General features: G+C 43.7%; 19 protein-coding genes and 1 pseudogene. 7 read left to right on the forward strand and 13 right to left on the reverse strand.

Annotation, left to right across the window (positions count from 1 at the left end; translation table 11 throughout):
* Positions 1-62: 62 nt before the first annotated feature.
* The 9 genes from RMZ42_RS16870 to RMZ42_RS16910 all read right to left on the reverse strand — a co-directional run bounded on the left by RMZ42_RS16870 (position 63) and on the right by RMZ42_RS16910 (position 13,615).
* Entirely contained in the window at positions 63-1,256 is a 1,194-nt protein-coding gene (locus RMZ42_RS16870; RefSeq protein WP_322672462.1) for a hypothetical protein, read from the reverse strand.
* Positions 1,257-1,258: 2 nt separating this feature from the next.
* The gene (locus tag RMZ42_RS16875) at positions 1,259-2,455 is read right to left on the reverse strand and encodes a hypothetical protein (protein WP_322672463.1); all 1,197 of its coding nucleotides are present in this window, start codon (positions 2,453-2,455) and stop codon (positions 1,259-1,261) included.
* A 5-nt stretch (positions 2,456-2,460) separates the two neighbouring features.
* The gene (locus RMZ42_RS16880; protein WP_322672464.1) at positions 2,461-3,729 is read right to left on the reverse strand and encodes a hypothetical protein; all 1,269 of its coding nucleotides are present in this window, start codon (positions 3,727-3,729) and stop codon (positions 2,461-2,463) included.
* A 16-nt stretch (positions 3,730-3,745) separates the two neighbouring features.
* Entirely contained in the window at positions 3,746-4,441 is a 696-nt protein-coding gene (locus RMZ42_RS16885; RefSeq protein ID WP_322672465.1) for a carbohydrate deacetylase, read from the reverse strand.
* Between the two features lie 56 nt (positions 4,442-4,497).
* Positions 4,498-6,309, reverse strand: a complete 1,812-nt coding sequence (locus RMZ42_RS16890; RefSeq protein ID WP_322672466.1) for an ABC transporter ATP-binding protein — start codon at positions 6,307-6,309, stop codon at positions 4,498-4,500.
* Positions 6,306-8,096 (reverse strand): ABC transporter ATP-binding protein, encoded by a 1,791-nt coding sequence (locus RMZ42_RS16895; RefSeq protein ID WP_322672467.1) that lies wholly within the window; start codon positions 8,094-8,096, stop codon positions 6,306-6,308. The genes RMZ42_RS16890 and RMZ42_RS16895 overlap by 4 nt, the downstream gene beginning before the upstream one ends.
* A gap of 96 nt (positions 8,097-8,192) precedes the next feature.
* Complete coding sequence (locus tag RMZ42_RS16900) at positions 8,193-8,759, reverse strand: hypothetical protein (RefSeq protein ID WP_322672468.1); 567 nt, start codon at positions 8,757-8,759, stop codon at positions 8,193-8,195.
* A 24-nt stretch (positions 8,760-8,783) separates the two neighbouring features.
* Positions 8,784-10,835 carry a glycosyltransferase gene (locus RMZ42_RS16905; protein ID WP_322672469.1) on the reverse strand — a complete coding sequence of 684 codons (2,052 nt, stop codon included), beginning with the start codon at positions 10,833-10,835 and terminating at the stop codon, positions 8,784-8,786.
* Between the two features lie 434 nt (positions 10,836-11,269).
* Positions 11,270-13,615, reverse strand: a complete 2,346-nt coding sequence (locus RMZ42_RS16910; protein ID WP_322672470.1) for an NACHT domain-containing NTPase — start codon at positions 13,613-13,615, stop codon at positions 11,270-11,272.
* A gap of 1,098 nt (positions 13,616-14,713) precedes the next feature.
* Here RMZ42_RS16910 and RMZ42_RS16915 point away from each other — a divergent pair.
* The 4 genes from RMZ42_RS16915 to RMZ42_RS16930 all read left to right on the forward strand — a co-directional run bounded on the left by RMZ42_RS16915 (position 14,714) and on the right by RMZ42_RS16930 (position 16,982).
* Complete coding sequence (locus RMZ42_RS16915; RefSeq protein WP_322672471.1) at positions 14,714-15,181, forward strand: DUF4870 domain-containing protein; 468 nt, start codon at positions 14,714-14,716, stop codon at positions 15,179-15,181.
* Between the two features lie 169 nt (positions 15,182-15,350).
* Positions 15,351-16,448, forward strand: coding sequence for a Gfo/Idh/MocA family oxidoreductase (locus RMZ42_RS16920; RefSeq protein ID WP_322672472.1), 1,098 nt, complete (start codon positions 15,351-15,353; stop codon positions 16,446-16,448).
* A 7-nt stretch (positions 16,449-16,455) separates the two neighbouring features.
* Positions 16,456-16,701, forward strand: a complete 246-nt coding sequence (locus tag RMZ42_RS16925) for an HNH endonuclease (protein WP_322672473.1) — start codon at positions 16,456-16,458, stop codon at positions 16,699-16,701.
* Positions 16,702-16,736: 35 nt separating this feature from the next.
* Complete coding sequence (locus RMZ42_RS16930; protein WP_322672474.1) at positions 16,737-16,982, forward strand: hypothetical protein; 246 nt, start codon at positions 16,737-16,739, stop codon at positions 16,980-16,982.
* A 70-nt stretch (positions 16,983-17,052) separates the two neighbouring features.
* Here RMZ42_RS16930 and RMZ42_RS16935 read toward each other — a convergent pair whose 3' ends face one another.
* Positions 17,053-19,794: a DUF3536 domain-containing protein gene (locus tag RMZ42_RS16935; RefSeq protein WP_322672475.1), complete on the reverse strand. Its 2,742-nt coding sequence runs from the start codon at positions 19,792-19,794 to the stop codon at positions 17,053-17,055.
* Positions 19,795-20,326: 532 nt separating this feature from the next.
* On the opposite strand from RMZ42_RS16935, the gene cax reads away from it, so the two are divergent.
* Both cax and RMZ42_RS16945 read left to right on the forward strand, forming a co-directional pair.
* Complete coding sequence (cax, locus tag RMZ42_RS16940; RefSeq protein WP_322672476.1) at positions 20,327-21,418, forward strand: calcium/proton exchanger; 1,092 nt, start codon at positions 20,327-20,329, stop codon at positions 21,416-21,418.
* 305 nt (positions 21,419-21,723) lie between these two features.
* Positions 21,724-22,860 carry a serine/threonine-protein kinase gene (locus RMZ42_RS16945; RefSeq protein WP_322672477.1) on the forward strand — a complete coding sequence of 379 codons (1,137 nt, stop codon included), beginning with the start codon at positions 21,724-21,726 and terminating at the stop codon, positions 22,858-22,860.
* Positions 22,861-23,286: 426 nt separating this feature from the next.
* On the opposite strand, the pseudogene gndA reads toward RMZ42_RS16945, so the two are convergent.
* Positions 23,287-24,708: pseudogene (gndA, locus tag RMZ42_RS16950) on the reverse strand (NADP-dependent phosphogluconate dehydrogenase); the annotation flags it as partial.
* 215 nt (positions 24,709-24,923) lie between these two features.
* On the opposite strand from gndA, the gene RMZ42_RS16955 reads away from it, so the two are divergent.
* Complete coding sequence (locus RMZ42_RS16955) at positions 24,924-25,661, forward strand: Ycf66 family protein (RefSeq protein ID WP_322672478.1); 738 nt, start codon at positions 24,924-24,926, stop codon at positions 25,659-25,661.
* A gap of 55 nt (positions 25,662-25,716) precedes the next feature.
* Here the strand turns inward: RMZ42_RS16955 and RMZ42_RS16960 are convergent, their stop codons facing one another.
* Both RMZ42_RS16960 and RMZ42_RS16965 read right to left on the reverse strand, forming a co-directional pair.
* On the reverse strand, positions 25,717-26,136 hold the full coding sequence (locus RMZ42_RS16960; protein ID WP_322672479.1) for a hypothetical protein: 420 nt from the start codon (positions 26,134-26,136) through the stop codon (positions 25,717-25,719).
* Complete coding sequence (locus RMZ42_RS16965) at positions 26,129-26,347, reverse strand: hypothetical protein (protein WP_322672480.1); 219 nt, start codon at positions 26,345-26,347, stop codon at positions 26,129-26,131. Before RMZ42_RS16965 ends, RMZ42_RS16960 begins: the two co-directional genes overlap by 8 nt.
* Between the last annotated feature and the right edge of the window lie 251 nt (positions 26,348-26,598).

Raw genomic sequence — 26,598 nt, forward strand, 5'->3', positions numbered from 1 at the left:
TAAATTTGTTATATGTTTTCATTAGATTTATTAGCTGATGATTTTTCCTTCTCCAGAGGCAGTCAGACTCGAAATTGAGATAGATGCGTGCTTAAAACTGTTTCCAGTAGTCGAGGTAGCACCACTTTGTAACTAAAGAATTGTTCGGCTAATTCCCTTGCTGCCTGACAGTGAGCTAGATAATTTGTATTGACGCGCTCGATGCAATCTACCGCTTCCTCCAAAGATGAAAACGCCAACACACCTTGCCCCGTCGGCAGCCAATCGCTAAATCCGGTATCTTGTAAGATGGCGGGACGACCAGCAGCGAGATAACAAACACTGCGATCGCTAAACCAACCGCTACGGGTTTTGACATAAGCTTGTTTGGCAACGCTAAATTCTCCACGGGAGCCAGTCAGATAAGTTATGTAGATTGACAGACTAGCGCTAATTTCCTTGCCATCTCGAACTAACCAACCTGCTGCCTTTAAAGATTTCGTAACCTCTGCTATTTCTGCGTCCTTGCCAGCAAGAGCGAGTTCGAGTTTCTGCGAACAGTGGCTAGGGAGTTCCAGCAAACGCATGAATTCTCGATCTTTCTGCCCATAATCCTCACCTTTGTAAGTCACACCTCCATAAGCATTCCAATTAGCAATTGTCGTGAATGGTAAATCTGCGCGTTCTGCGCCACTATCTTCGGGAATAAGTATCGAACTTTTCCATATCTCTGGTACAACAGGCGGTACGGTAGGGAGCCATTCAATTCCATCACTCGGTATGCCGCAATCGGGTTGTCCAATATTAACGCCATAACTAAAGTAGGCGTGATAATCGTTACGACCCTCGGCAGCGAACGTCCCAATCTGGGTAAAGAATGGGTCCATATCGATTAATACTCGGTGTTTGCATAAAATAAATTCAGATAACCAGCAAACTCCACCGATATTTAATAGCAGATCCGCCGTCTTGAGCATCTGCTTTATTTCTTGCCAATCTGCACCGTAGACATCTCCTGTATCCCGATTTACATAGCAGACTGTTGCATTCACGCCATAACTATGTATTAGCGTTTGGACTGCGTGAAGTCCAAAGCCTGGGTCATCAGTGTAATTGTGGGCGATGGGGTTATAGCAAGACCCAGCCCAGCCGCTTTCCTCCAGGTATAAGATTTCATGTCCCAAATGATGTAACCCTAAAACATAATGAAAGTAGGCTAAGAGATTGCCAGCGACTGGATGTCGAATCATATATCCGCAAACAACAATGCGTGCCATGCTTAGAACCCCGCTCGTTCCATGAGACTGCCAATCACTTTCTCTGCGGCAAAGTACTCTGAGGCAATTTCACGAGCTGCCCGACAATTGCCTTGGTAGTCGCTTTCGATCGCGTCCACTGCCGCGAGAATATCTTCCATAGTGTTGAATGCAAATAATCCCTTCCCTGTAGGCAAGAACTTGCTAAATCCTGTTTCTTGTGTTATGACAGGACGACCTGCCGCTAAATAGCAGACAGAGCGATCGCTGAACCAGCCAGTGCGAGGACGAACATACTGATCCTTTGTCACGGTGAACTCGCCTAGAGAGGCACAAATATAGTTACGATAGGCGATCGGATCGGATAATGCCCTAGCACAAACAATCCGCCAACCGTGATTAATCATTTCAGCTTCCTCTTGAGCATTAATACCTTCAAGAGCAAGCTCAAGCGGTAGCAAAGATTTTGTTGGAAGGTCTATGAAACGCCGGAATTCTCGGTCTTTGCGCCAGTAATACTTCTCCCCCTGCCAAAGGATATCATTGTCCCAATGCTCCCAGTTTGAGATAGTTGTCAGAGCTGAGTCCAAAATTGGTGGACTATCGGTAAACCACCAATCGAGGCAAACTGGCGGTCGCGTCGGATGCCACTGGTATCGATCGACGGGTACAAGACAGTCGGGCGCTCCAAGATTCTCGCCATAGGTGAATAAGTAATTGTAAGCATCAAGTTGCTCAATCTTTTGAGCGTCATTCTCAGCTACTTTAATCTGATCGACCATCGGATCGGTTTGTAAATATATAAGACAGGCTATATCGTCGTGCTCACTACGTAGGGGATGGTATCCACATAGATTGATGACTGCATCCGCTTCCTTGTATAATTTTGCCAATCCCATTAAGTCACGTGCTCCCAGGGTTGCATCTCGCACTCCTGGAGGACGGAAAATCCAACGATCGCCCAAACCGATACTATCCATGTATTGGGCAAGATAGCGCACATTTGCTGAATATTCTGATGTATGCCAGCAGAAGGTAATGGGATCTAATAGTTCGCTATCAGTATCCTCGACGTACCAGACATCGAAACCTAATCGCCGCAAGCCTGCTAGATAGTGGAGCACTTGCCAAGTCATGCCTCCAAATGGGAAGGATGCTAGCATTCCCCAGACGACGACTATTCCCCGATTAGCAGGCGGATAGTCAAAAGAAAGGATCATTGGGTTCACTCCATCGATCGTTGAAATTTAAGAGCATAGTTGAGGATGCCATTCAAAGTTTGTTTAGCTTCAAAATATGTTTCAGCAATTTCCCTTGCTGCTCGACAGTGCTTTTCATAATTGGTATTTATTGTTGCTAAAGCATCAGCTGCTTCACTAAGCGTCGAGAACCGGAACATCCCCTCGCCATCGGGTAGAAAGGAACTCGATCCAGTATGTTGAACAACAACAGGTTTCCCGCTTGCTAAATAGCAGAGGGTGCGATCGCTAATCCAGGCATTTTGAAACTTCATGCATGAAGGTTTAGCGCAACTAAACTCTCCTCGCGACATTTGGATGTAAGATTGATACCTATCTGGACTGCTAGCCATTTTGTAGGCATGACCCACCCGCCAACCATAGCTCTCCAGCACTTCTCGATCCTCTGCGTCTCCTTTATAATCAGTAACATCAGACGGTACGGTATTGTTAGCTTGCCAGCTTTGCTCTTTTCTGCTTTGGTCATCTTCCACGTCTCCCTCACCCAGGCACAGCGCCAGCTCAAGCACTTGGTCGGTTAAGCGCGGTAGTTCCACAAATTGCATGAAGGAAACTCGCTTGTTGTTCTCGTAGCAGATATCCTGCCCGTCCGTAATCCATTCCCCTTTGCCACCATTGCCCCACCAACCGGAGACAGTCGTAAATGCTTCACTGTTGGGATTGTAAACGTATGGCCACAATTCAAGACATACTGGTGGTCGAATTCGCATCCAAGTCAAACCACAATCCGAAAACTTAGCGCTAGGTGTGCCGACAGTTTCACCAGTACTAAAGTAATAATCGTGTGGGGGTACGACGAGCTGTCCAACTGTTATCCAAAATTGTAATAAACCTGGATCGATATCTATTAAAGCAGTCCGTCGAAAACATGAAAGCAAAGCTGGATGAATACCATAGTAAAAATTTAGTAAAAGGTCTGCTTGCCGAAAGATTGCCTGTGCCTTTGATGACCAAACTCCGACGTATTCATACTCGCTGCCACGATCCGATATCGCGTTCTGGTCTGAATAAAGGATGACCTTTCCACTCAGTCCATAGCGTTCCATACGTTGATAAAACGTAGAAAGCATAAGTTTATCCTGCTCTCGATCGCCGCTGCTGTGGAAGCGCTCTAGCCAATACACCTCACATCCCAACTGGCGCAGCCCCTGCACATATTGCATATAAACCCAGAAATGACCCCCTCCTTCTGGAAAGGTCACGACGTTTGATGGGGAGATGACAACGACAGACATAATACTTCCCTCCCAACTAAGCTGATAGGTTTGCTAGAAAATTGGCGAGTTCTCGAAAGCCTATAAGTTGGATCTGGAGTTCTGTGAGCTTGCTTCTGATGATTGGGCTGCAAAGCGTTTGTAATTCCGTTTCTCGCTCGATCGCATAGGTTGATGAAAACTCTGGATCGACGTAACCTGGATGGCAGCTCAATTCAGTAAACCCTTCCTGAACTTCGGTTTCTAGCATTTGGACTAAATTTTCCACACTAATCTGCTCCAGGTGCGTCTCTCCATCCCATTGCCCATAAAAGCTGGGGAAATAACGAACCGGAGAGTGTTCTCTTAGTGGCAATCGATATTGCTGCGCCAAATTAAGGAAGTGGGGCAGTAATTGAGGAGAGCGATGGATGTTATGATGCGAGTCAAGATGAGTCGGTAGACGCCCTGTTAGCTCTTGAAAGCGTTCCAATTGGCGATTTAGTTCGGCACGGCATCGATCCGAAGTCGTGAGATCGAGTGCTAATTCTCCATCCTCGGTTGTGATATTTATATGCAAACCAACGCTCAGTTCGGGTAGTTTACGGCTTAAGATAGCTGCTTCCTCACTCGCTGGCATATTCACCATTAAGCTCGTGCTAGTTAGGACTCCCTTACAGTGGGCTTCAACAATGCCACAGTTAATTCCTTGACTAGCACCAAAATCATCTCCATTAACAATGCAATACTTCATGGATCAAACTCTTTAAACAGAAATCTTGCTAGTTTTCTAACCACCTGTTTGCGAATTCACGATCGCAGATCGCATGGTTGAGTTGAGCCGAAGTGTAATTTATACAGCTTCTTGTAATAGCCATTTACCGCTAGCAACTCCTCGTGAGTTCCCATCTCTACTACTTTCCCCCGATCCAAAACTACGATTCGGTCAGCTCGTTGAATTGTTGAGAGGCGATGGGCAATGATAAACGTAGTCCGTCCTGCCATCAGTCGCTCTAATGCCTCCAGCAGCAGAAACTCTGTTTGAGCATCTAGGGCGGAGGTGGGTTCATCCAGAATTAGCACTGGAGCATCCTTGAGCAGGGCGCGGGCGATCGCTAACCGTTGTTTCTCGCCTCCTGAAAGTGTCGCTCCGCGTTCACCAATTACCGTGTCATAACCTTGAGGTAATCGTTGAATAAAGCTGTCAGCATTGGCAACTTGAGCGGCTTTGACGATCGCTTCCCAGCTAGCATTAAAGCAGCCATAGGCAATGTTCTCAGCAATAGTTATCGGCAGTAAAAACGGCTCTTGTAGTACCAGGGCAATCTGCTCGCGCAAGTTTTTGACTGGCACGCTTTGGACATCCACCCCATCAAAGAGGACTCGTCCCTGCCAAGGATCAAAAAACCGGAGAATCAGGGAGACTAGGGTAGTTTTGCCAGCACCCGTTGCGCCTACGAGTGCGATCGTTTCTCCCGGTCGCGCTTCTAGGGAAATTTCTTGAAGGACGGGATAGTTCGGTTCGTAACCGAAGGTGACTTTCTCTAAACATACGTGTCCGCGTCCTCCGACTGGACGAACTGGCAATGGTCTAACATTAGGAGCATCCTGCACACCATCTTGAGCATCCAAAACCTCTAACACTCTCCTAGCGCTAGCAGCTGCCGCCGCAAAACTCGACGACATATAAGCTAGAGTTGCCATCGGCACGTACAAGGAGGCGAGATAAGAGAGGAAGACCAGTAAAGAACCAATTGAGAGCGATCCATCCAAAACCTGGAAGCCACCATAAGCCATGATTGCTGCTGTTCCAACTGCGGTTACGCCACCCACCCCAACTTTGAATTGCATTTGGGCAAGGATAGAGCGTACATAAGCTTGCAGGGCTTTTTGAGACAGGTAGCGAAAGCGCTGATCTTCGTATGCTTCACGTCCGAATGCTTGAATAATCGGTATTGCTGTCAAGGTTTGCTCGCTGAGTGCGACGATCTCACCTTCAAATTGTTGATACTGATAGGTTCGTTCAGTCATGGGCTGGTTAAAGACCCAAATTAGTAAGACTATTAAAGGAGCGATCGTCAGCGAGAGCAGTGAAAGCAGTTGATTAATCTGCCACATCACGCCGAACATTGCGACCAAATTCACCAGAGAAGTAAGCACGGGCAGAAAAACCCCCATTGCCAGATTCTGAATACAGATGCTGTCAGTCATTACTCGCCTGACCAGATCGCCGGCGCGCTGTTGGTTGTGGAATCTCAAAGAAAGATGCTGTAAGCGATCGAATAGTGCTGCTCCCAAGTCATAAACCATCTGGCTGCCAACACCAGCTCCAACATATTCCTGTATCAGCCGAACTCCCTCACTGGATAAAAATAAAACGATTGTGGCAGCTGCTAACCAACCGAGCAACTGCATATCGGATTCACTACCAGGCAAGGTTTTGAGCCAAACAACGTTATTTGGTAGCGATTGATTGTTCAAGACGCAATCAACGATCAACTTCAAAGGCCAGGGTTTGAGTACATTTAGCCCGACATTAATCAGCATTAGCAGCATGACAAAGGTGAGTTTGCGCCAACGAACCAGGGCGTAACGCGCCAGTCGCAGCCACCACAGTTTCATAGAACGGCCTCCTGCGGCGGTTTGGAAAACTGCAAGGAGTGCAAACGCTGGTAGAAACCACCGATAGCCAGCAACTCTTGATGCGTTCCCATTTCCACAACCTTTCCCTGCTCCAGAACTACAATCCGATCTGCTCGTTGAATCGTGGAAAGTCGATGGGCAATGATAAATGTAGTCCGGCCTTCGATCAGGCGATCTAAAGCTTCTAGGAGTAAATTCTCAGTCTGGGCATCCAGGGCAGAAGTGGGTTCATCGAGAATCAGTACTGGTGCATCCTTGAGCAGGGCGCGGGCGATCGCTAGTCGCTGTCTCTGTCCTCCAGAGAGGAGCGCTCCTCTTTCACCGATTGGGGTATCATACCCTTGGGGCAACTGTTGGATGAAGTCGTCTGCCTTAGCCGCTTTGGCTGCTGCGACAATCTTCTCTAGGCTTGCTTCTGGACATCCGTAGGCAATGTTCTCTGCCACCGAGAGCGGCAGTAAAAACGGCTCTTGCAGCACCAGGGCAATTCGCTCGCGCAAGCTTTTGAGTTGCACATCTCGGACATCCACCCCATCAAAGAGGACTCGTCCCTGCCAGGGGTCAAAAAAGCGGGGAATCAGAGAAACCAGCGTACTCTTACCAGCACCTGTCGCGCCTACCAGTGCGATCGTTTCTCCCGATCGCGCTTCTAGGGTAATTTCTTGGAGGACGGGATAGTTCGGTTCGTAACCGAAGCTAACTTTCTCTAAACATACGTGTCCGCGTCCTCCTGTTGGACGAGCTGGCAATGGTCTAGCACCAGGGGCATCCTGCACTCCATCTTCAGCATCCAAAACCTCTAACACTCTATCTATATTGGCATCTACAGACTTCAGGCTCCCGTAGATGCCAAATAGACCCTTAAATGCTCCTTGTATAGATTGTAGGTATGCTAAAAAGACAAGCAAGCTACCGATACTCATAGCCCCCAATAACACCTGCTGTCCGCCCACATACAGAACGATCGCAGTACCAATCGTTGTCACAGTACCATTGGCCACACCGTAAACACTCTTGAGCAGAGTTTCGCGTTGTGAGAGAACAACTGCGTCTGCCGCTAAATGCTCAAACTGCTGGGTATTGTAACTCTCTCTACCAAATGCCTGAATCATCGGGATTGCTGTTACCGTTTGGTGGACAAAACTGGTGAGGCGGGACTGGGCTTCACGGTTAAGTTTTGTCCGGCGCTTGAGTCGGGAACCAAAAACAAGGGCTGAACCACCCATTATTGGGGCTACGAAAAGCGAAAGCAGCGTTAGTAAAGGACTCAGATTCCAGGCGACGAGGCTAATAGTTGCTAGCGTCAACAGGTATTGCACAGGTGAAATCAGCAAAGCACCGCTTAAGGTATAAACGCAATAGGTATCTCCGGCTAGACGGCTGAGGGAATCACCCACAGTCCGTTGGCTATGGAACAGCAGTGAAAGGCGTTGCAAACGATAGAACAGTCTTTGGGCAAGTTCGTAGACCATACCTTGCCCAGCAGCGCTCCAGGCCCAGCTAAGGCTAGTTTCCAAGGTAGCGTTTAAAGCATAAAGTCCAAGGCTACAAACAGCGGCGACAACAACCAGCAACGCTGGTGTGAGCACCAAGTTAAAAGTCTCCAGGAATGAGCGAACCGGCGGGGGGATGACTGCCTGGCCGAAAGCATAATCCACCAAGATTTTCATTGGCCAAGGTTGAAGTGTGGCGGTGGCACAAGTGCCAGCCGTGAGACCGAGGATTGCGATTAAGGTACGCCACTGGCGCAGCGGATATCGGAGCATCTGCCCGTATCGATGCATTATTAATTCGATCTCTTGCCTCACTTGCAGATTTACCTCTCGTCTGGTCATTTGCTTACTGGAGTACCAAGACGTTTGTCATGGCTGTAATATTACACTTTCTGCGACAGACTGGTTGTTGGTGGTTTGTATTGGCAGCAAGTAAACTCTTTTGGCAACAATCTCCAGTACTTGGTAAAGAATACGTCCCAACTGGAAGTTCTGATATAAGATGACAATGGTGTTTAATATACTTAGTACAATTGTAAGTTTTGCTACTTCCGGCATTTCCAGAACGATCGCCACAATTGCCAAGAGACAATAGCCAACCATCGCCATCATGGCTAACTGTGACATTCTCAAGGCACACCGCACCCGCAAAACTCTTTTGTTACCTCCATGATTTTCAGCACATACTTTCAGCTGAATTTTTGACCAAATCCCCTGATAAATCTCTAAATCCCAGTCGCTCCAGCCTCGATCCATCGCAATGAAATACTTGCAAGGCACGAGTAAATCCATTACCTTTTGTAGCAGGTTCTCCTTCTCGATTCCTGCTTCTGTCCAATAGGACAACTCATAGGCGCGATCGCGCCAGGAAATATTTACTTTGTGCGCTGGCGAATCAAATTGAATTAAATCTGCTTGAGTTAGTGTTTGAGTCATTTTTTTTAATGCTTCTATTTTTATTTACAGTTCATCAAACTTTATCGGCTCGGCTTTCTTAAGTTCTTTGATTCGCCATTTATAGCGCTCTATACTACGTACAATTGGCCCCAGGTAAATCAGTAGCGCCACCAGCAACCGTGCCCTTCTTTTGAGAAAACGAGAGTCAATCCGCGCTTGTATAGCACCAGCTACACACCAGGTAAAAGAGATGAGGAACATTGCTGCACCCAACCAGGGGCGATCGCCAGATAAAAGCGCAGACACCAAGAGGATAAAAGCTGCGACATTCCACTCCAGTGTCAGTGGCAGGTAAGAAATCAGAGACGAGGAAGGCTCGTACAAGGTTTGAAACAGACCGCGACCAAACACCCCAGAGTAGATAACTGGTTGACCAATACGAAGAAATGTTGATAAATCCCCGTAGATTCTCCCCAACCAAGAAGGCTGTCCCAGAAGGTTAAAGCGGTAGGGATGCTGAAAATAAACGAGCGCTTCTGCCTTGCCATAACCTTGCTGCTGTTTGAGATAGGCTGCTACTGTATTTCGGCGAAAATGCCATACGATTGCCGTTGGGCTAAAACCAATGGTGTAACCTCGATCTTGCAGTCGCCAGCAGATATCGACATCATCCCCAGCAGTACGAAATATCGGGTTGAAGCCGTTAATTTCTTGTAGAACCTCCCGACGAAAAGCCATGTTACAGCCAGCAATATGTTCGGCTACTTCATCACTCAAAAGTATGTGGGTAGGTACGCCGGGAGAGACAGCAACGCAGGCGGGAACAAGAGAGTCTTCCGGGGGAGATAAATTTGGCCCGCCTACGGCAGCTACACCAGAGGAGAGATTGGCGACCAGATAGGTGAGCCAGTCTGGATCTGCCATACAATCAGAATCTGTATAGGCCACAATTTCGCCAGTTGCGGCGGTCATACCAACGTTGCGGGCGACGCTTAATCCTTTATTTTCTTGGCTAATTAGCCGTACATAGTCGTAACGCTGAGTAATTTCTAAAGTGCGATCGCTCGATCCATCATTAACTACAATGACTTCATAGTTGGGATAGTTGAGTTCTTTAAGAGAAGCTAGACAACTATCCATCGTGCGTTCAGCATTGTAAGCGCAGACAATCACTGAGACTTTAGGATACTCAGGTAGCGCTGGCGGTAGAGGCGCTGTGTAATACTGCTGAACTGTCTCAAAGGCAGGCTTTTTGAGCCGTTCGGCGTCAACTAGACCAAAAGCCCAGTCCTGTATGGCATATCCGCCGGTAAACCATTCATCCGTCCAAGAAAATATTATTGTCCCGGCTGCTCCCATCTCAAAACTAGAGGACAGCTTTTGAGAGAGAATTTCGGCTTGGGCTTGGGTTCCTTCACGCATTGAGTCAACGCCAAACTCACTCAGCACTAGAGGTTTATCCTCGGCTAGGTTATGGAGTCGTGAGAGGTAGCGGCGAAAATCTGTTTCCCGATGCAAGTAAACGTTGAAGCATGAGAAATCAGTAAAGTCAATATTTAAATACTCTGTAGAGGGGTAATTGGCATAACTCACCAAACCTTCGGGATCGCTGTCTTTTGCTACCGCCATTAACTCTTTAATAAAAGCTCGAACTGGTTTTGCTCCATGCCATCGGACAATATCTGGAGGAATTTCATTGCCCACCAAATAGGCAAAGGTAGCGGGATGATTCCGGCAAACTTTAACTCCTTGAACAATGCAGTTACGGATTTCTGCTTTTAGAGCAGAAGAGTTAAGGAAGGCAATATGCTGAGACCAAGGTATACCAATTAACAGCCTCAGACCAGAGATTGCAGCTAGATCCAACAGCCAATCAGGTGGAACAGTATAGGTACGCACACAGTTAGCCCCCATTTCTGCCATCATGGCGAAATCTTTTTCCACAACTGATTTTTCTGGAAAAGATTCACCGTGGCTACCAATGGAGAAAGGGCCGTAACTAACTCCTTTAAGAAAAAACTTTTTATCCTTAATAAAGAAAAACTTACCTTTTGCTGTGACTACCTCGCCTTGTGCAAGTGGTTCAGCACAGAAGCCAGAAGGTGTTGAAGTCAAGTTTCGCAAATTACCCCCGACAATTCCCTGCAAATTTATTTCCTTGTTACTGAAACGCTACGTCAATTGGCTCAAAAAAAGAAACACACATATACTTAGTTCAATGCATTGGCAGCATATTTTGCGTTAGTACCACCACAATCGCTATTGATTAACAACATTGCAATATTTAATACTGTGCCAGAAGTACGTTTGCGATCGCGTTTACGAAAATGTATGAATTAACGTATACTTTTAGTCCAGTTTTGTATCCAGTTGGTCGATCAAACTAGCAACGTTAGTTGCTGAGTCAGTTCAAAAATGTGTAGTTGAATACATAGATTCAGGCTTCAATTTCAGCCAATGGACGAAATTTTGCTAAAAATTTTATACTACATATACTAACTCGGAAAAGAGTAGTTTAAAACTTGTTACTACTATCCTTCATAAAGCTGCTAGCTGCCGTATTTCATCAATATTTTAGGGGTGGGTAACAATAACGTTGCTAAAAGACTCTCTGGTACGGTGGGAGTTACTTTACAAGCACTATTAAGGCAATCTACCAATAACTGACTGGCAGTGTAGTACTGCTTGAGTATTTCTTTGTGCTCCTCGCTGAACTGCCATTGATGACCAATGTTGCGACACTGAACTATCACCAACCTCAAATTATTAGCCCAAGTTTGACCGTTAGCATTCCACCATTCTTTTAACTTTTCTCTGCCTTGAACTGGGGTTGGTAATTGTTCTTTGAGTTTTTGCAAAGAATGCTGTAACTCAGGGTGACAGACAAGAATTCGGTCATCAGAAAGAGCAAAGTTTAAAGCCAAAACTCGATCTAAAGTCGGCTCGTTAGAGAGGGCAACGCTTAAGTGAAGGGCACACTGAAGAGTTATATCTAAAGCTAAATCAGGGGTAAGATTGCTAGTAAGTCTGAGATCGATGCCAAGAGAAAAAGCCAAGTCATTAGTCAAGCTCAGATCGTCGAGAAGTTCTAGGGTTAGATAAAAGGCACGAATAGCTACTCTTTTATGAGTAGACTGAACTGAAAGAGACTTATGGTTAAGCCAGTTGAAGAAATTTTCTAATTGCCGGTCAAAGGCGACAAGCCGATCGATATGTTGCTTCATTAATTGCAACAGACAAGTGGGATTATCCAACATCCCAACGGTTAGTAAAAAAATTTTGCGCCAACGTGGTTCAGTTAAATGACTAACCAGATCGATTAATTTTTTTTCTAATATTTGGGGGTTAGCCCTAGTAACAATATTTTTAGCTGTTAAATACTCCTGAAAAGCTATATGCGAAAACGAGTAAATTCCCTGCGCCTGCTCTATTAGTAATCCATGTGTTTCAAGCAATTTCAGCACTGCTTCACTGTTGAGTTGCAGCATACCAGGCTCAGTTTGGGCTATGGGTAAGTTACAGAGGTAGTCCGTAATGTATTGCTCGACAATACTTTGTGTGAAAAAGTAATGACCTTGTTTAAACGTACTAGCAGCAATTTGACTCAGCAGTTCAATCTTCTGAGCTAAAGACAAATGAAGATAAATTTCATCTCGTTTAATGTTCCTCACTTTATCCCAGCGATTGAGCAAAATGTCCAATCCTTGTCTGTAAAATTCGACCCTTCTAATTGGAAAGTCCGAGCCAGCTTGAAACACACAACAAGCCAAATTAAGCAAAAGTGGTCTGACAGCTAGTTCTCGAATTTGTTGATTCTCTAATAACTGTAATTTTTGCACGAACTGACAAGCTAAGGCTTTTCCTTTTTCGATGGAATTTTTGCTAACGTTGACAAACCAATTTTGCACAAAAGCCTCAATTTGAGAACAATCAAAATCAGCAATTTCAACATCGCTAAATTCTTCAAACTGATACTGTTGATAACCGATACGACATGTTAGAATCAACTTATTTTGGTAATAAGTTGCAGCAAAACTACGAATTTTAGTGATAATTTTGGCGTTATCATCTTCTGGAATTTCATCTAAGCCATCCAGTAGAATTAATATTTTGCCACTAACTAGTAATGTTTGAATTTCTTGGTCTGAAGCACCGCAGTTGGCAAGCTCTTGACTAATATAGTTCAATAAACTGTAATTTCCGGATTCTCTAGCATCCTCGGCAAAGTTTTTCAAGCGAATAAAAATTGGTATCCGGTCTGATAGTAATTTGCCTTGATTGCATTGCATGGCAATATACTGTAAAAACGTAGTTTTACCAGACCCTGGTTTACCTAGTACCATGAGTTTGGGATAGGTGATAACTGCTTGAATTGCAGAAACTCGTTCTTGATAAAGTTGATTAAAAGTAAAACAGTCGAACTCTTCGGGAATGAAGCTTTGTAGGTCGAGGATATCTACCCATCTTCGACTTGTAATATTATTCAGAATATTGGTGCTGACATAAATTTCTTCTAGTTGAATTGGTCGATCGATATCTAACAATCTGGTAGTGCCACATTGGCATTTAATCTTATCACTTAGACGCGATCGCAACATTTGCACTAAGCTTTCGGTATCTTGGCAGTTTTCCCTTTCCCATTCCTGGTTGTTTTCTGTCAGTAGCTTCTGATTGGGTAGTTCAGCAATATCTTGCCAATCTAAACCGAGTCGAAAGCATATTTCCATAAAGTTCTGACGCTCAATCGGCTTGCCTGTAAAAAATTTCCAGATTGGTTGCCGAGTCTCAAGTCCTATCTCGCTAGCTAAATATTCTTGCGTCCATTCTCTAATTTTAAAAGCCTTTTTTGCTTTCTCAATACCTACAATAGATGCTTTCAACGAACGTCGTGCCATAAACCAGTTTTTTAATCTCCAGTTATTAACTTAAGGAAATATTTAATTAATTAATTATTGATTCATAATTATGTCACTTTCATGTTTAAGTTTTATCAATTTTTTTTGATATATTTAAATAAAAAATTGTAACCAACGTAATCGATGTAGTTGCACTGATATTTATTAATACGATCGGTTTAATTACTGGCTTTTAAAACTAACTAATTTATTTCGGGGCTTTCTTCCCTCTTATGGCTTATATTTTACCTTTCTTTTGAAAAAAATGTTTTTTATGATTCGTGATTTTAAATACGAATTAAAACAATTTAATTGAAAGTAGGAAAAGTAGGAAAGGTAGGAAAAGTAGGATAGATATACAAATTCAAGCAAACTCATCTGATATAACTTATACGTTAAGTCATACATCCTCCTGAACGCGATCGCAAACAGATTTATTGGATTCATCCTTTATTTAGAAAAACCTTGCTATTAGGTATCCCAAAAGATAGTTGCTATTTTCGCCAGTACTGAATGTAAACTTTCAGACTATTTTCAGATTGCGATCGCGTTGATGAAATTCTCAAAGGTTTTACGTCAAAAAGCTACGCCAAGGCCATCTTTAGCAGTGCAATCTGCGAAACTTTATGCCAAAAGAGGGAAGCAAAAAGCCCAAAAACCTCTCTTATCTGCATCTCTGCGATCTCAATGATAAGTTTTTAAGCGGACACGGTATCAACTAGCTACGCCTACGCAGGTATACTTAAAAGTTGTGAATTATACCACAATCTGAACCAAACAGTTGTGTTTGCTACTTCGAGTTGCTTAACCTAACTATGATAGAAGTTGCACTATAGGACTCATATTTGATTTCTGAAAAAACTCACTCAGTACACCTTTATTCCTATCTTCCCAGTCCCCAGTCCCTAGTCCCCGATCCTTACGAGTAATCAGGAATCAAATAGGATTGCTATATTACCAGGAGAAAACATAACCTGGCAAATAAAACCTCTTTTCGTCAATTATCACCGAGAAATACTCAGATTTTAACTTTGGTGGCTTTTTTATAGATAATTATAGTGGGGAATTATCAGCTAAATCCACTACCAATAAAAAGCCATGAAAGAAAAACCTAAACAACAAATCCGTATATGGGCGATGTTGTGTCATCTCTCGGCTTTGCTAGGGTGGATATTATTGGGTTTTTTGGTATTTATTGGCATTCCTTTATATATACCTTTAAATATTTTGCCTCCATTCATAATTTGGCACTTTAAAAAATCTCAATATCCTTGGATTGATTTACAAGGTAAGGAATCCTTAAATTTTCAAATTTCTTTAACTTTTTATACTTTTATTGCGATTGCAATATCCTTAATTTTAGTAGTAACTAGCTTGAGTCTAGCAGTGACTACTAATGGTTCAATTAATCAAATAAAAAATACTTTAGATAATTTATTAATTATACTTATGTCATTAATTTTATTCAAACTGTTACTACAATCCTTTGTAGTGACTTTTGCTGCTGTTAAAGCTTACAATGGCGAGCATTATCGTTACCCCTTTACAATTAGAGTTTTACGATAAGCCTATCTGATAGTATACTAGATTCAAAAGAGCGATCGCTAGATGTTATCAACTCAATAGCAACCGCAAAGCAGGAGGAAAATATTGCCGATAAACTTTGATACAACTACATATTAGATGTGAATTATAAGTAAATAATAAGTTGCATAAATATGAGGATAAAAATTAGATGATTGGAGTTGCGATCGCAGGCACTGGATTTGGTCAAAAAGTCCATATACCCGGATTCCAAGCACATTCTCAGACTGAGGTAGTTGCTGTTTATCACCGCGATATAAATAAAGCTAAAGCCATAGCAGAATCCCATAATATTCGTCACGCTTCCGACTCACTTGCAGATATTGTGGCATTACCAGAAGTGCAAGCCGTCAGCATTTCGACACCGCCTTTTTTGCATTATGAAATGGCAAAAACTGTACTGCAAGCTGGCAAACATTTATTACTAGAAAAACCAACAGCTTTAAATGCATTTGAAGCGAAAGAACTTTATCAGTTAGCTAAAGCAAAAAGTGTCATTGCAACTGTAGACTTTGAATTTCGCTTTGTACCAGCATGGCAATTGTTTGCAGAATTATTGTCAGAAAAATATGTAGGTGAGTTACGCCTCATTAAAATTGATTGGTTAGGTTCTTCTCGTGCTGATGTTTCACGCCCTTGGAATTGGTATTCTGAGAAAGAGAAAGGAGGCGGTGCATTGGGATCTTTAGGTTCTCACGCCTTCGATTATATTCACTGGTTATTCGGGCCAGTGCGTAGATTAAACGCTCATTTAACTACTGCTATTCCTACACGAGTTGACCCGATTAGCGGGGAATCTAAAGCAGTGAATACAGATGACAATTGTATATTAACGCTGGAATTAGCCAATGGTACACCTTGCCAACTTTCTATCAGTGCGGTTGTTCATGCAGCAAGAACGCATTGGGTAGAAGTATATGGCGATCGCGGTACATTAATTGTAGGCAGTGAAAATCAAAAAGATTATATACATGGTTTTCGTGTTTGGGGTTCCCAGCCAGGTAAATCTCTAACAGAAATAGAAATACCGAATCGGTTAATTTTTCCCAAAAATTATGCTGATGGCCGGATTTCAGCATTTATCCGCGTAGTAGACCAATGGGTGCAAGGAATTGACCGCAATCAGGAAATTACACCATCACTACGCGAAGGAATTTATTCTCAGCTGTTGATGGATTTATCTCATGAATCGCATCAAAAAGCAAGTTGGGTAGACGTACCTAGCTTGGAAAGATTTCTGAGTAACTAGAAAACAAATGAGCAAAACTCCCCGGATTCGTATCCCACCGGAAGTAAAAAAATACGTTTTACAACGCGACCAATACCAGTGTCAAAGCTGCGGTAAAACTACTATAGAAACTCACCTCAGCATCGACCATATCATTCCCCTCGTCCGTGGAGGTCAAAATGATATCAGCAATTTACAAACCCTCTGTCTTACCTGCAATCAGCAGAAAACAGATAATATTGACCCCCGCTTCCGGCGATATTTTCAGCTTTAGGCTACAATAGTACGGGCTATTCGTTTCTTATTTCTATGCCTGAAAATCACAATAGCAATTCTCGAAGATTCCCCAATATTAAAACTACAATTCTTTACCTCTTCACCTTCATGACTGTTTTAGTAATAGCCTTTCCCTGGCTATATGAGGTTAAAACTAAAGCTGGGATCAATATATCACGTAGCCGCCACGCAGGAACCTTTTTTGAGAAACATACCTTCGGACTTTTTAGGTGTGAGTGGCTTTATCCCTACCATTGCGATCGCTCTCACGTTAGGTAAAGCAAATTAAAAAGAGAAGGGGAAATTTTCCCCTTCTCTATGCGTGAGATTTTACCGTGCGTCCCTACATCTATTTCAACTGATTTGAGATCGAGCTAACATCAACGGCTAATTTTTTACCCAACTTGAGCAACTGAAGACACTGATTATCTCCTTCATTCCCAACGCTAGTAATACACACTGGTGCTATCTGACTTTGCAGACAACTAAAGTATAGTTCCTGCGATCGCTGTAGGGAAATATGAATATTTAGTTGATCCCCGACATCAATCAATCGCTCCAATAGTTGGATATCTGCATTAAAGCTATCATTGGCATCGTGCAACAATTGCCAGAGCGATCGCGCAATTAACTGTTCTAACATTTGCTTCCCGTCGGGAATATTCAGCTGACAACGCAGATGTTTTGCTTCAGTAGCGATCGCCTCTAATTCTAAGATGTGACTCCAACTTTTTTGGGGATCGGCAATCTCTTGCTCAAGCGATCGTAATGTCATCAGACAGCGATGCCCTAAAGCAATATCTGCTGCCACCTGCAATTCTTGCGGTACTGCGATTTCATCGCGATGAAACGCCATCAGCACACCGTAATTATCACGGTAGGCTTGAGTATATAACTGTCCTAAACGTGCCAGTGTTTCCTGGCTCAACAGCCGCATAATCCGGTGGCGTTCTTCAGCAAATAGATTTTGCAAGTTAAAAGCTTCTTTTCCAAATAGCTGTGTCATCGCCAAGATCGTATGAGCCGCACTAGCTTGTTTTAGCGCCCCAAACAGCTTTTCTTTTAATTTGCTGTAGTCACGCCGCCCAGTAAATTGTTGAATGCCACAGTGGAAATCCCAGCCTCCCAAATGTAGAACTGCAAATACCAAATGCTCACTTTCCCAAGTAATCTCTGATACCAGCTTTAAATTTCCCACAGCCAGAGTTAGCGATCCCATACGTTGCAGTTGGTAATCTAGCTCATTGGCAGCATAGCAATAAACCCGCTTCTGGTAACGCTGAGACTGTTTGTCAGCAGCATCTTTTCTCGGTAGAGAATTGTGTGTTTCTGCTGGTTTCTGATTGGTAAACAGGGAAGTAATGGCGTAATGGGCTGCAACTTGCTTAAAGCCAAGTTGGGCAGTTAACACTAGTTGTCGATAAATTTCCGCACCGTGTTTGAACTGATCCACATTACTGGGGGCTAAACCAAGATGTTTGACGAAGCCTTTTTCTAGCTGCACGCCGGCCACTTCCCCTGCCAATTCCAAAGCACGGGCGGCATAGCGCAGAATTTGTGTCCCTTCTGGACGGGAAATTTCTTCAAAAAACCAGCCACAACTAGTGAACATCAACAAAGCATGACGCTGCATTTCTAACAAGCGCAAAGCGTCTACTTGTTCGGCTGCGGTTAGTTTGTGAGTTTGATGACGGGCGAGAAAACGGTTGACATTGCCAGCAGAGCGATCGCGTATTACTTGGATATATTCATCTCGCGCTAGCCAGGGATCGCGAAATAACTGTCTACCATGTTCTGCATACACTTCAGTTAGCCGATCCCGCAGCCAATTTAGGGCATCCCGCAGTGGACGACGCCATTTCTGATGCCAAACTGAGCCTTCCCCACCGCAACCACAGTCATCCTCCCATCTGCCGACACCGTGGGCGCAACTCCAGGCTGTGACTGACTTTAATTCCACTTCCCAACTGGGAGAATTTAAGCTCAGGTAGTGGGCGAAGTTCGTCACCGTCCAACCCTGTTGAGGAAAGTCTTTGGTAAAGGCGTAGGCTAAAGTTTTCTCTGTTCCCTTTTTGTGATGTCCGAAGGTTTCTCCATCTGTCGCCACAGAAATCAACTGTGCCAGACGATGATCCCCACGTACTGCCGAACCAATACGTCCGGCAAAGTGACTGGAATTATAAACCACATCACTAAAACCCATATCCCGCGATATCGGCCCGTCGTAAAAGAAGATATCAATGTAGGGTAATTCTTCTGTACTACTATCGTTGGGGCTAGTGGCGATCGCCTCCGGCGGGGCGTAGCCCATCGCACTCAGAGGTGAAGATGAAGTATCTAGCGTCGGCTTCAAATAACAACGATAGGGACGGGTGGAATCAATCTGACTACCACCGACTTCGATCCATTCAGGATGGGGACGATCTGGAGTCGGGAGGGGACGGCAACGCAGGGCTTGAGATGGTGCCAGGACAATGAAGCGAATACCCTCAGCCACAAGAGCTTCTAGGGTGGCGTAGTCTACAGCAGTTTCTGCTAGCCACATTCCTTCGGGATCGCGGCCAAAGCGGGAGCGGAAGTCTTCTTTACCCCAGCGAATTTGGGTATATTTGTCGCGCTCGTTCGCCAGAGGCATGATGATGTGATTGTATACTTGCGCGATCGCATTGCCGTGACCATGCAAGCGTTGGCTACTCTTGGCATCCGCCTCTAAAATGCGCTGATAAACCTCCACATCGTAGCGTTCTAGCCACGACATCAGCGTTGGGCCAATATTAAAACTGAAATACTCGTAATTATTGATGATCCCCACCACTTCACCTTGGTCATTTAAGACTCTGGCAAAGGCGTTTGGACGATAGCATTCCCAATGAATCCGCTCATTCCAATCATGGAAAGGTGCAGCGCTCGGTTGGCGTTCAATTGCGTCCAGATAAGGGTTTTCCCTTGGTGGCTGGTAAAAATGACCATGCACCGTCACATAAACACCATTAGCCTTTCTCAGGGGATCGGTTTCGTGAGCGTTTTTGGGATCTGAATGTAATGTTAACGTTGAGCCAGAGCTAGCTGGCATTTCAGCAGCAGAAGTCATGTATATTTATCCAAAACAAAAAACTTACAGTTGCACCGAAAACATTGTGCGTAAACCTTTCTCCAATGGTTTGAGCGCAAAATCCGGTATAAACAACAACTATGAAATCTAACTAAATTTTTGACAAATCTTCCTCATTGTAGTGGCAAATCTGCGTTATCGCACAGCCCTTTCCCTAAAGGCTTAAATGTAATTAGCCATTGAACAAAGACTCAGTTAGGGGTTTCCTCGTTAGTAGCGCCAATTAAAATTTTAATTGTCTTTTAATATATTAAACCCCATTTTTGGTGTAATATTTTGGCTCAAATTCATAGTTTTGCAACAAAAGATTACGAAAACTCATTATATCGCAATTTTGCTTTACACAACATCTGCAACCTTGAACGGAAAACAGTACAATTTCTGAATTGCTCTACAGGCGGTTGAGAGTATCCTATGGGAGTGCTGAATCAAAGTGATTGTTAATTCAACACTCCAAATTTGAAACTTAGGATTGCTCGCTGTGAATGATACCCTCAACTTAAGACAACAAATGTCAACCAAAAACATTATTCTTTTCGCTTTACTTCTGTTTATCCCAGTTTCCTTAGCAGCCCACTTTCTGGAGTGGGGAGAATTGGCAGTTTTCATTACAGCCGGATTAGCTATTCTGCCCTTAGCAGCTTGGATGGGTACAGCAACAGAAGAAATTGCTGTCGTAGTTGGGCCATCGCTGGGGGGCTTGTTAAACGCCACCTTTGGCAATGCTACAGAATTAATCATTGCCTTAGTAGCGTTGAACGCTGGGTTAATAGATGTAGTCAAAGCCAGTATCACGGGATCGATTATTAGCAACTTACTACTAGTGATGGGTTTTTCCATGCTTTTGGGAGGACTGCGCTACAAAGAACAGACATTTCAGCCAATTGTGGCGCGGGTGAATGCTGCTTCGATGAATTTGGCAGTGATTGCGATTTTGATGCCAACAGCAATGAACTATACTTCTCAAGGAATCAACGAACAAACATTGCAAAATCTTTCTATTGCTGTTGCCGTAGTTTTAATCTTGGTTTACGCCCTAACGCTGCTATTTTCGATGAAAACCCACTCCTATTTATATGATGTGGGTGTTGCGGAAACAGAAGAAGAGGAGATTCCTCATAAAAAACCAAATATGATGTTGTGGGTTGGCGTGCTGCTAGTATGTACCTTGCTAGTGGCACTTGAGTCAGAAATGTTGGTCGATTCTCTGGAAGTGGCTACATCTCAGCTAGGTTTAACGGCGCTGTTTACAGGGGTAATTTTGGTTCCCATCGTCGGTAACGCGGCTGAACACGCTACAGCAGTCACCGTGGCGATGAAAGACAAGATGGATCTTTCTCTTTCGGTAGCTGTGGGATCGAGTATGCAGATTGCCTTATTTGTTGCACCCGTGTTAGTTATAGCAGGGCGGGTATTGGGGCAACCAATGGATTTGGATTTCAAACCCTTTGAATTAGTCGCTGTAGTTGTGTCAGTGTTGATTGCCAACAGTATTAGTTCCGACGGAAAGTCTAATTGGCTGGAAGGCACTTTGTTATTAGCTGCTTATACAGTGTTGGGGTTCGCCTTTTACTTCCATCCAGTTATGGAAGGTATGGGGTAGTTAGCAGGACGGAAGTTAGAAAGAGGAAAAGGGGCAGGGGGCAGGGAGCAGGGGGAAACCCTATAAATAAATTTACTTTCTCTGTACCTTTTTATTTCTCCTAAAAAGTTCGTAGTAAGGAATTTAGTGCTTATCTTCTAAGCACGCTTTGTGCTTAGTACAAACCCTCAAAACGAGCTTATTGTACTAGTTAGTAGTGCGACGCCGAATAGCCCGTCGTAGAGATCGCTCATATTTTAACGGATTCGCAAAAGTCTCCACCCTTAACGCCAGTAAAATAAAGAGATATAAGAGCGATCGCCTGTATGAGCTACTGCCTTAACCCTCATTGTCCTAAGCCTGAAAATCCCAATCATGTCAATTTTTGCGTAACTTGCGGTGCAAAATTACTCCTCAAAGAACGTTATCGTGCTATCAAACCAATCGGACAAGGTGGTTTTGGCAAAACTTTCTTAGCTATGGATGAGGATAAACCCTCAAAACCACGCTGCGTAATTAAGCAATTTTATCCTCAATCTCAAGGCACTAGCACTCTGGCAAAAGCCGTAGAGTTATTTAATCAAGAAGCGGTGCAGTTAGATGAATTGGGTAAACATCCCCAAATTCCCGAACTACTGGCATATTTTACCCAAGAAGCTCGGCAGTATCTTGTACAAGAATTTATCGACGGGCAAAACTTAGCCCAAGAATTAGCACATAGGGGTGCTTTTAGTGAAATAGAAATCTGGCAATTACTAAATGATTTATTACCCGTATTGCAATTTTGTCACGCTAGACACGTAATTCACCGAGATATTAAGCCAGAAAATATTATTTTACGCGAGAGCGATCGCAAACTAGTATTAGTAGATTTTGGTGCTGCTAAATCTGCCACTGGCGCTGCCTTAAGTAAAACTGGTACTACTATTGGTAGTCCAGAATATGTTGCCCCGGAACAAATGAGAGGTAGGGCTATTTTTGCTAGTGATATTTATAGTTTAGGTGCGACTTGTATTAATTTATTAACAGCGCGATCGCCCTTCGATTCTTATGATACCAGCAACGATACTTGGGTTTGGCAGCAATATTTACAAACTCCTGTTAGTAATCAGTTGAGTCGCATTCTCAACAAGATGCTAGAAAGTATTCCAATTCGGCGTTATCAAACAGTAGATGAAGTTCTCAAAGACTTAAATCAACAGCCACAAGTAGCAGCACCAGCGATTGCACCAAAGCCTATCTCTCAATCACCACCAAATTCTCCACCCGCTTTTTTATCGAAATCTCCTAGTCAACTTGAGAAAGAATTAGAAGAAATGAAAACCCAATTTATGGGTAGTAGTAAACCTCAACCAAATAAAATACAGCCACCAAACCCGACACCTCAGCCTTCTAGTAAAAGCAAAATAGATGAAGAATTAGAAGAATTAAAAACCAAATATCTTGGTAATAATAACTCTTAATATTAAGGTAGTGAAAAAGACATAAGCTGTTATACATCTAAGAAAGCACATTTAGGCAGCAGAGAGGCAGAGGAACAAGAGAGAAAGATTGATGCCTTTTCTCTAAAATGAAAAATATGCAAGTTAATTAGACCTCTTGCATAAATCAAAAATAAAGAACCCCACCCCGCATTTGAGTAAGACAAACACTCCCCTCCTCGCAAGCAAAGAGGGATTGGGGGTGGGGTGTTAAGGACTTTTGCAAGAGGTCTAATGTGTATTAGCTTAACAATTAACAGTGATAACTGAACAAAAAAAGTGGCTCTTTACAGAGCCACTTTAAAATTTACAATTTAAAACTCTCTAAACTTTTGGAGAAGTTGTAGGTGTTGTAGGTGTAGTTGGTTCTGAAGTTTGCAGCTCTCTTGGTGTGGAAGTTTGCACTGATGCTTCAGAAATCGGTGTCCATTCGGTGTGGAAAGCTCCGGGCTTATCAAGTCGCTCGTAGGTGTGCGCCCCGAAGTAGTCGCGTTGAGCTTGAGTGAGGTTTTGGGGCAAGCGATCGCGTCGATAGCTGTCAAAATAATCTAATGACGCACTGAATGCTGGCACTGGAATTCCCAGTTTTGCTGCTGTTGCCAACACTTCCCGCCAAGCTGTTTGTCTGTCGAGAATCGTCTGCTTGAATTCCGGGGCTAATAGCAGGTTAGGTGGCGCTGGATTTTCGTTAAATGCCTTCTTAATCTTATTCAAAAATCCAGCACGAATAATACAGCCACCCTTCCAAATCCGTGCCATTTCACCTAAATTCAAGTTAAAATTATAGGTTTTTGAAGCTGTAGCTAGCAGTGCCATGCCCTGAGCGTAAGAACAGATTTTCGAGCAATACAGGGCATCTCGCACCATGTTGATAAAGGCTTTGGTATCTCCCTCATACTTGCCAGAAGGGCCTGTAAGTATCTTGGATGCTGCTACCCGTTCTTTTTTGAAGGAAGACATGATCCGGGCGTTCACCGCTGCAATGATTGTTGGTACAGAAACACCCAAATCCATTGCAGTTTGCACTGTCCAGCGTCCGGTTCCCTTTTGCCCTGCGGCATCAACAATCAAATCGACTAAGGGTAGATTTGTTTCTGGATCAATGTAGGGGAAAATCTTTGCCGTAATTTCAATCAAAAACGAATTGAGTTCGTCGGTAGTGTTCCATTCGGTAAAAACTTCGTGTAGCTGATTATGGTCTAGTCCAGCAACATTTTTCAGCAAGTCGTAGGCTTCAGCAATCAGCTGCATATCGCCATACTCAATGCCGTTGTGTACCATTTTGACGTAGTGACCGGCGCCACCAGGACCACAATAGGTTACGCAAGGACCATCGTCAACTTGGGCAGCAATTTTATTAAAAATTGGCGATAGATACTCGTAGGAGCTTTCTGTACCTCCTGGCATGAGTGAAGGCCCATTTAGCGCACCTTCTTCACCACCGCTGACACCCATCCCGATAAACCGAAGTCCAGCCGGTTCTAGTTCCTGAGTGCGTCGTTCCGTATCTTCAAACCAAGAGTTGCCACCGTCGATAATGATATCGCCTTCGTCTAACAAAGGTTTGAGTTGAGCAATCACCGCATCCACTGGCTTACCAGCTTGCACCATCACTAGAATTTTGCGGGGACGTTCCAATAAGGCAACGAATTCTTCTAGAGTAAAGGCGGCTTTGACGTTCCGTCCTGGCGCACGCTGCGCCATAAACGCATCCGTTTTTTCTCGGGAGCGGTTGTAAACTGCAATTGGGAAGCCATTGCGCTCTACGTTTAGAGCGATGTTCTCACCCATAACGGCTAATCCAATCACACCAAAGCTTTGTAGTGTCATAAAAAATTTCTGGCTAACTCTTGCAGATCCTTTTACTTTAAGGGTAGTCCGATATTTTCCCTTCTCTCCTAAAGAAGACCTTAAGACTTGAATAAATGACAAAAATCCACAACTAACAGGGATAATTAATTTTAAATTGTATCTAAATCAACAATTGACTGGCAAAATTTGCAAAATTGAAATAATTAAAGGACGTAGTAAGGAGTAACCAAATAATGCTGGCATATGTCCTAGCTTTGGTGGTCGGTCTTGGTAGTTTAGCCATTTACATAGCAGCTTTCTTTTTCCCAGAAATCCACCGCAAGAATGACTTTATCTGGAGTGGTGTAGGATTATTCTACGCCTTAGTCTTATGGGTGTTTGCACCACGCATTACTGGGGGTTTGTTGCTCGGTCATGTGGCTAGTGTGGCTCTTTTGGTCTGGTTTGGCTGGCAAACTCTATCATTACGTCGGCAATTGACCCCGCAGGTACAACAAACCCAAGTACCCAGTGCTGAGACAGTAAAAACTGGCATTCAGGAACAGGTGAATAAGTTGTCGCTTCAGGAACGGCTGGGCCAGTTGCAAAAAGGTCTGGGTAACACTTTCAGTGGCGCGAAAGACAAGGTGCAGCAGACTGTGAGTAAAAAGACACCCACAACCCCTAAACCTGAAGATATTATCTCTGTAATGTCAGAGAAACCTGCTGTTGAGATTATTGACAAAACTATTGTCATACCAGAACAACCAGCAGAGGAGACAGTTACTACCGACACCGAAGCAAAAACCGAGAGTGTACCGGAAGCGATTCCCCCACATCCCCCATCTCCTGAATTGGTGGAAGCAGCGCAACCAGATTTTGAAATTGAGGATAAGCAACCGATTCCTGTAGAAGAAATTGCGCCGGATGCGGTACTCGCTCCCCCAGCAGAAACGCCACCGGAAGCAACACCGCCGAATCAAGGTAGTTGAATGCTGTGAAACCCAACATTAACCTAATATATGATGTTGGGTTTCACTATTTCCATCAGACTATTTTAGAGCTAATTTCAAACGCTAATTCAGAACGATAGAAGCACACATCAAACGCTAAAAAGAAATTCATGTGTCCTAAAATCAATGGGGCATTTCTATCTTTTGTCCAAGCAAAAGCTAACTCTACTGTCGGAAATTGTTCAACATTCGCCATCAACACCAATGCCCTCGCCTCAAACCTAGCCAGATTACCACCCAATGGAACGGAGAGTCTTTGACGTTCCCAAACTGCTCCCAGCCTTAACCCGATTTCGTAGGGCAATACGTTGACAGTAGAGCCAGTATCTAGCAAGCCTGATACACTTACTGAACGATTTTCATAAGTAAGAATTAGAGGTAGATAAGGCAACGTACTTAATGCACCAAGTTCTGGATTTACCTCAGTAAATGCAAATCTAACTTTATCAACCATGTGTTGCCGCTTTTTCTTCTGCTAATGCCTTCGCTAAAACAGCAGCAGCTTCAAAAGAATCATATAAGCCAAGACTAGCTATTTTGTCTTGAGCATCCAATGGGACTAAACTTGATTCCTTTAACAATTCGGTTGCCAGTAAATGCATTAGTAAAAGTTTATCAGTGTGGGATAATTCTTTAAGTAGCGGTATAAGTTCGGTAAGAAGCATAAGTTAAGGCTTTAATGAATTTAGATAATTAGATAAATTTTAGAGCATAGTTTGGGGGATGCTTGCAAGATACTGTTCTAATTCTGGTGGCAAGTTCAGGGTTAAGGTCATAAGTCTCTTTTGAGTGACACCATACATTTATTCAAGAAAAGATTGAAAAAAACAGAAAAATATTTTGGGATGAGAAAGGCGATATACCTGATGACTTTGCTGCTGGATTGTCTGCTTCTCTCATGGCAGAAGAAATTAGC

It is taken from the genome of Nostoc sp. DedQUE05, from assembly GCF_034530955.1.
Lineage (GTDB): Bacteria > Cyanobacteriota > Cyanobacteriia > Cyanobacteriales > Nostocaceae > Nostoc.

Coding starts and splice junctions, on each gene's coding strand:
- RMZ42_RS16870 (WP_322672462.1), bottom strand. CDS start 1,256: ATGGCACGCATTGTTGTTTGCGGATATATGATTCGACATCCAGTCGCT.
- RMZ42_RS16875 (WP_322672463.1), bottom strand. CDS start 2,455: ATGATCCTTTCTTTTGACTATCCGCCTGCTAATCGGGGAATAGTCGTC.
- RMZ42_RS16880 (WP_322672464.1), bottom strand. CDS start 3,729: ATGTCTGTCGTTGTCATCTCCCCATCAAACGTCGTGACCTTTCCAGAA.
- RMZ42_RS16885 (WP_322672465.1), bottom strand. CDS start 4,441: ATGAAGTATTGCATTGTTAATGGAGATGATTTTGGTGCTAGTCAAGGA.
- RMZ42_RS16890 (WP_322672466.1), bottom strand. CDS start 6,309: ATGAAACTGTGGTGGCTGCGACTGGCGCGTTACGCCCTGGTTCGTTGG.
- RMZ42_RS16895 (WP_322672467.1), bottom strand. CDS start 8,096: ATGCTCCGATATCCGCTGCGCCAGTGGCGTACCTTAATCGCAATCCTC.
- RMZ42_RS16900 (WP_322672468.1), bottom strand. CDS start 8,759: ATGACTCAAACACTAACTCAAGCAGATTTAATTCAATTTGATTCGCCA.
- RMZ42_RS16910 (WP_322672470.1), bottom strand. CDS start 13,615: ATGGCACGACGTTCGTTGAAAGCATCTATTGTAGGTATTGAGAAAGCA.
- RMZ42_RS16915 (WP_322672471.1), top strand. CDS start 14,714: ATGAAAGAAAAACCTAAACAACAAATCCGTATATGGGCGATGTTGTGT.
- RMZ42_RS16920 (WP_322672472.1), top strand. CDS start 15,351: ATGATTGGAGTTGCGATCGCAGGCACTGGATTTGGTCAAAAAGTCCAT.
- RMZ42_RS16925 (WP_322672473.1), top strand. CDS start 16,456: ATGAGCAAAACTCCCCGGATTCGTATCCCACCGGAAGTAAAAAAATAC.
- RMZ42_RS16930 (WP_322672474.1), top strand. CDS start 16,737: ATGCCTGAAAATCACAATAGCAATTCTCGAAGATTCCCCAATATTAAA.
- RMZ42_RS16935 (WP_322672475.1), bottom strand. CDS start 19,794: ATGACTTCTGCTGCTGAAATGCCAGCTAGCTCTGGCTCAACGTTAACA.
- cax (WP_322672476.1), top strand. CDS start 20,327: ATGTCAACCAAAAACATTATTCTTTTCGCTTTACTTCTGTTTATCCCA.
- RMZ42_RS16945 (WP_322672477.1), top strand. CDS start 21,724: ATGAGCTACTGCCTTAACCCTCATTGTCCTAAGCCTGAAAATCCCAAT.
- RMZ42_RS16955 (WP_322672478.1), top strand. CDS start 24,924: ATGCTGGCATATGTCCTAGCTTTGGTGGTCGGTCTTGGTAGTTTAGCC.
- RMZ42_RS16960 (WP_322672479.1), bottom strand. CDS start 26,136: ATGGTTGATAAAGTTAGATTTGCATTTACTGAGGTAAATCCAGAACTT.
- RMZ42_RS16965 (WP_322672480.1), bottom strand. CDS start 26,347: ATGCTTCTTACCGAACTTATACCGCTACTTAAAGAATTATCCCACACT.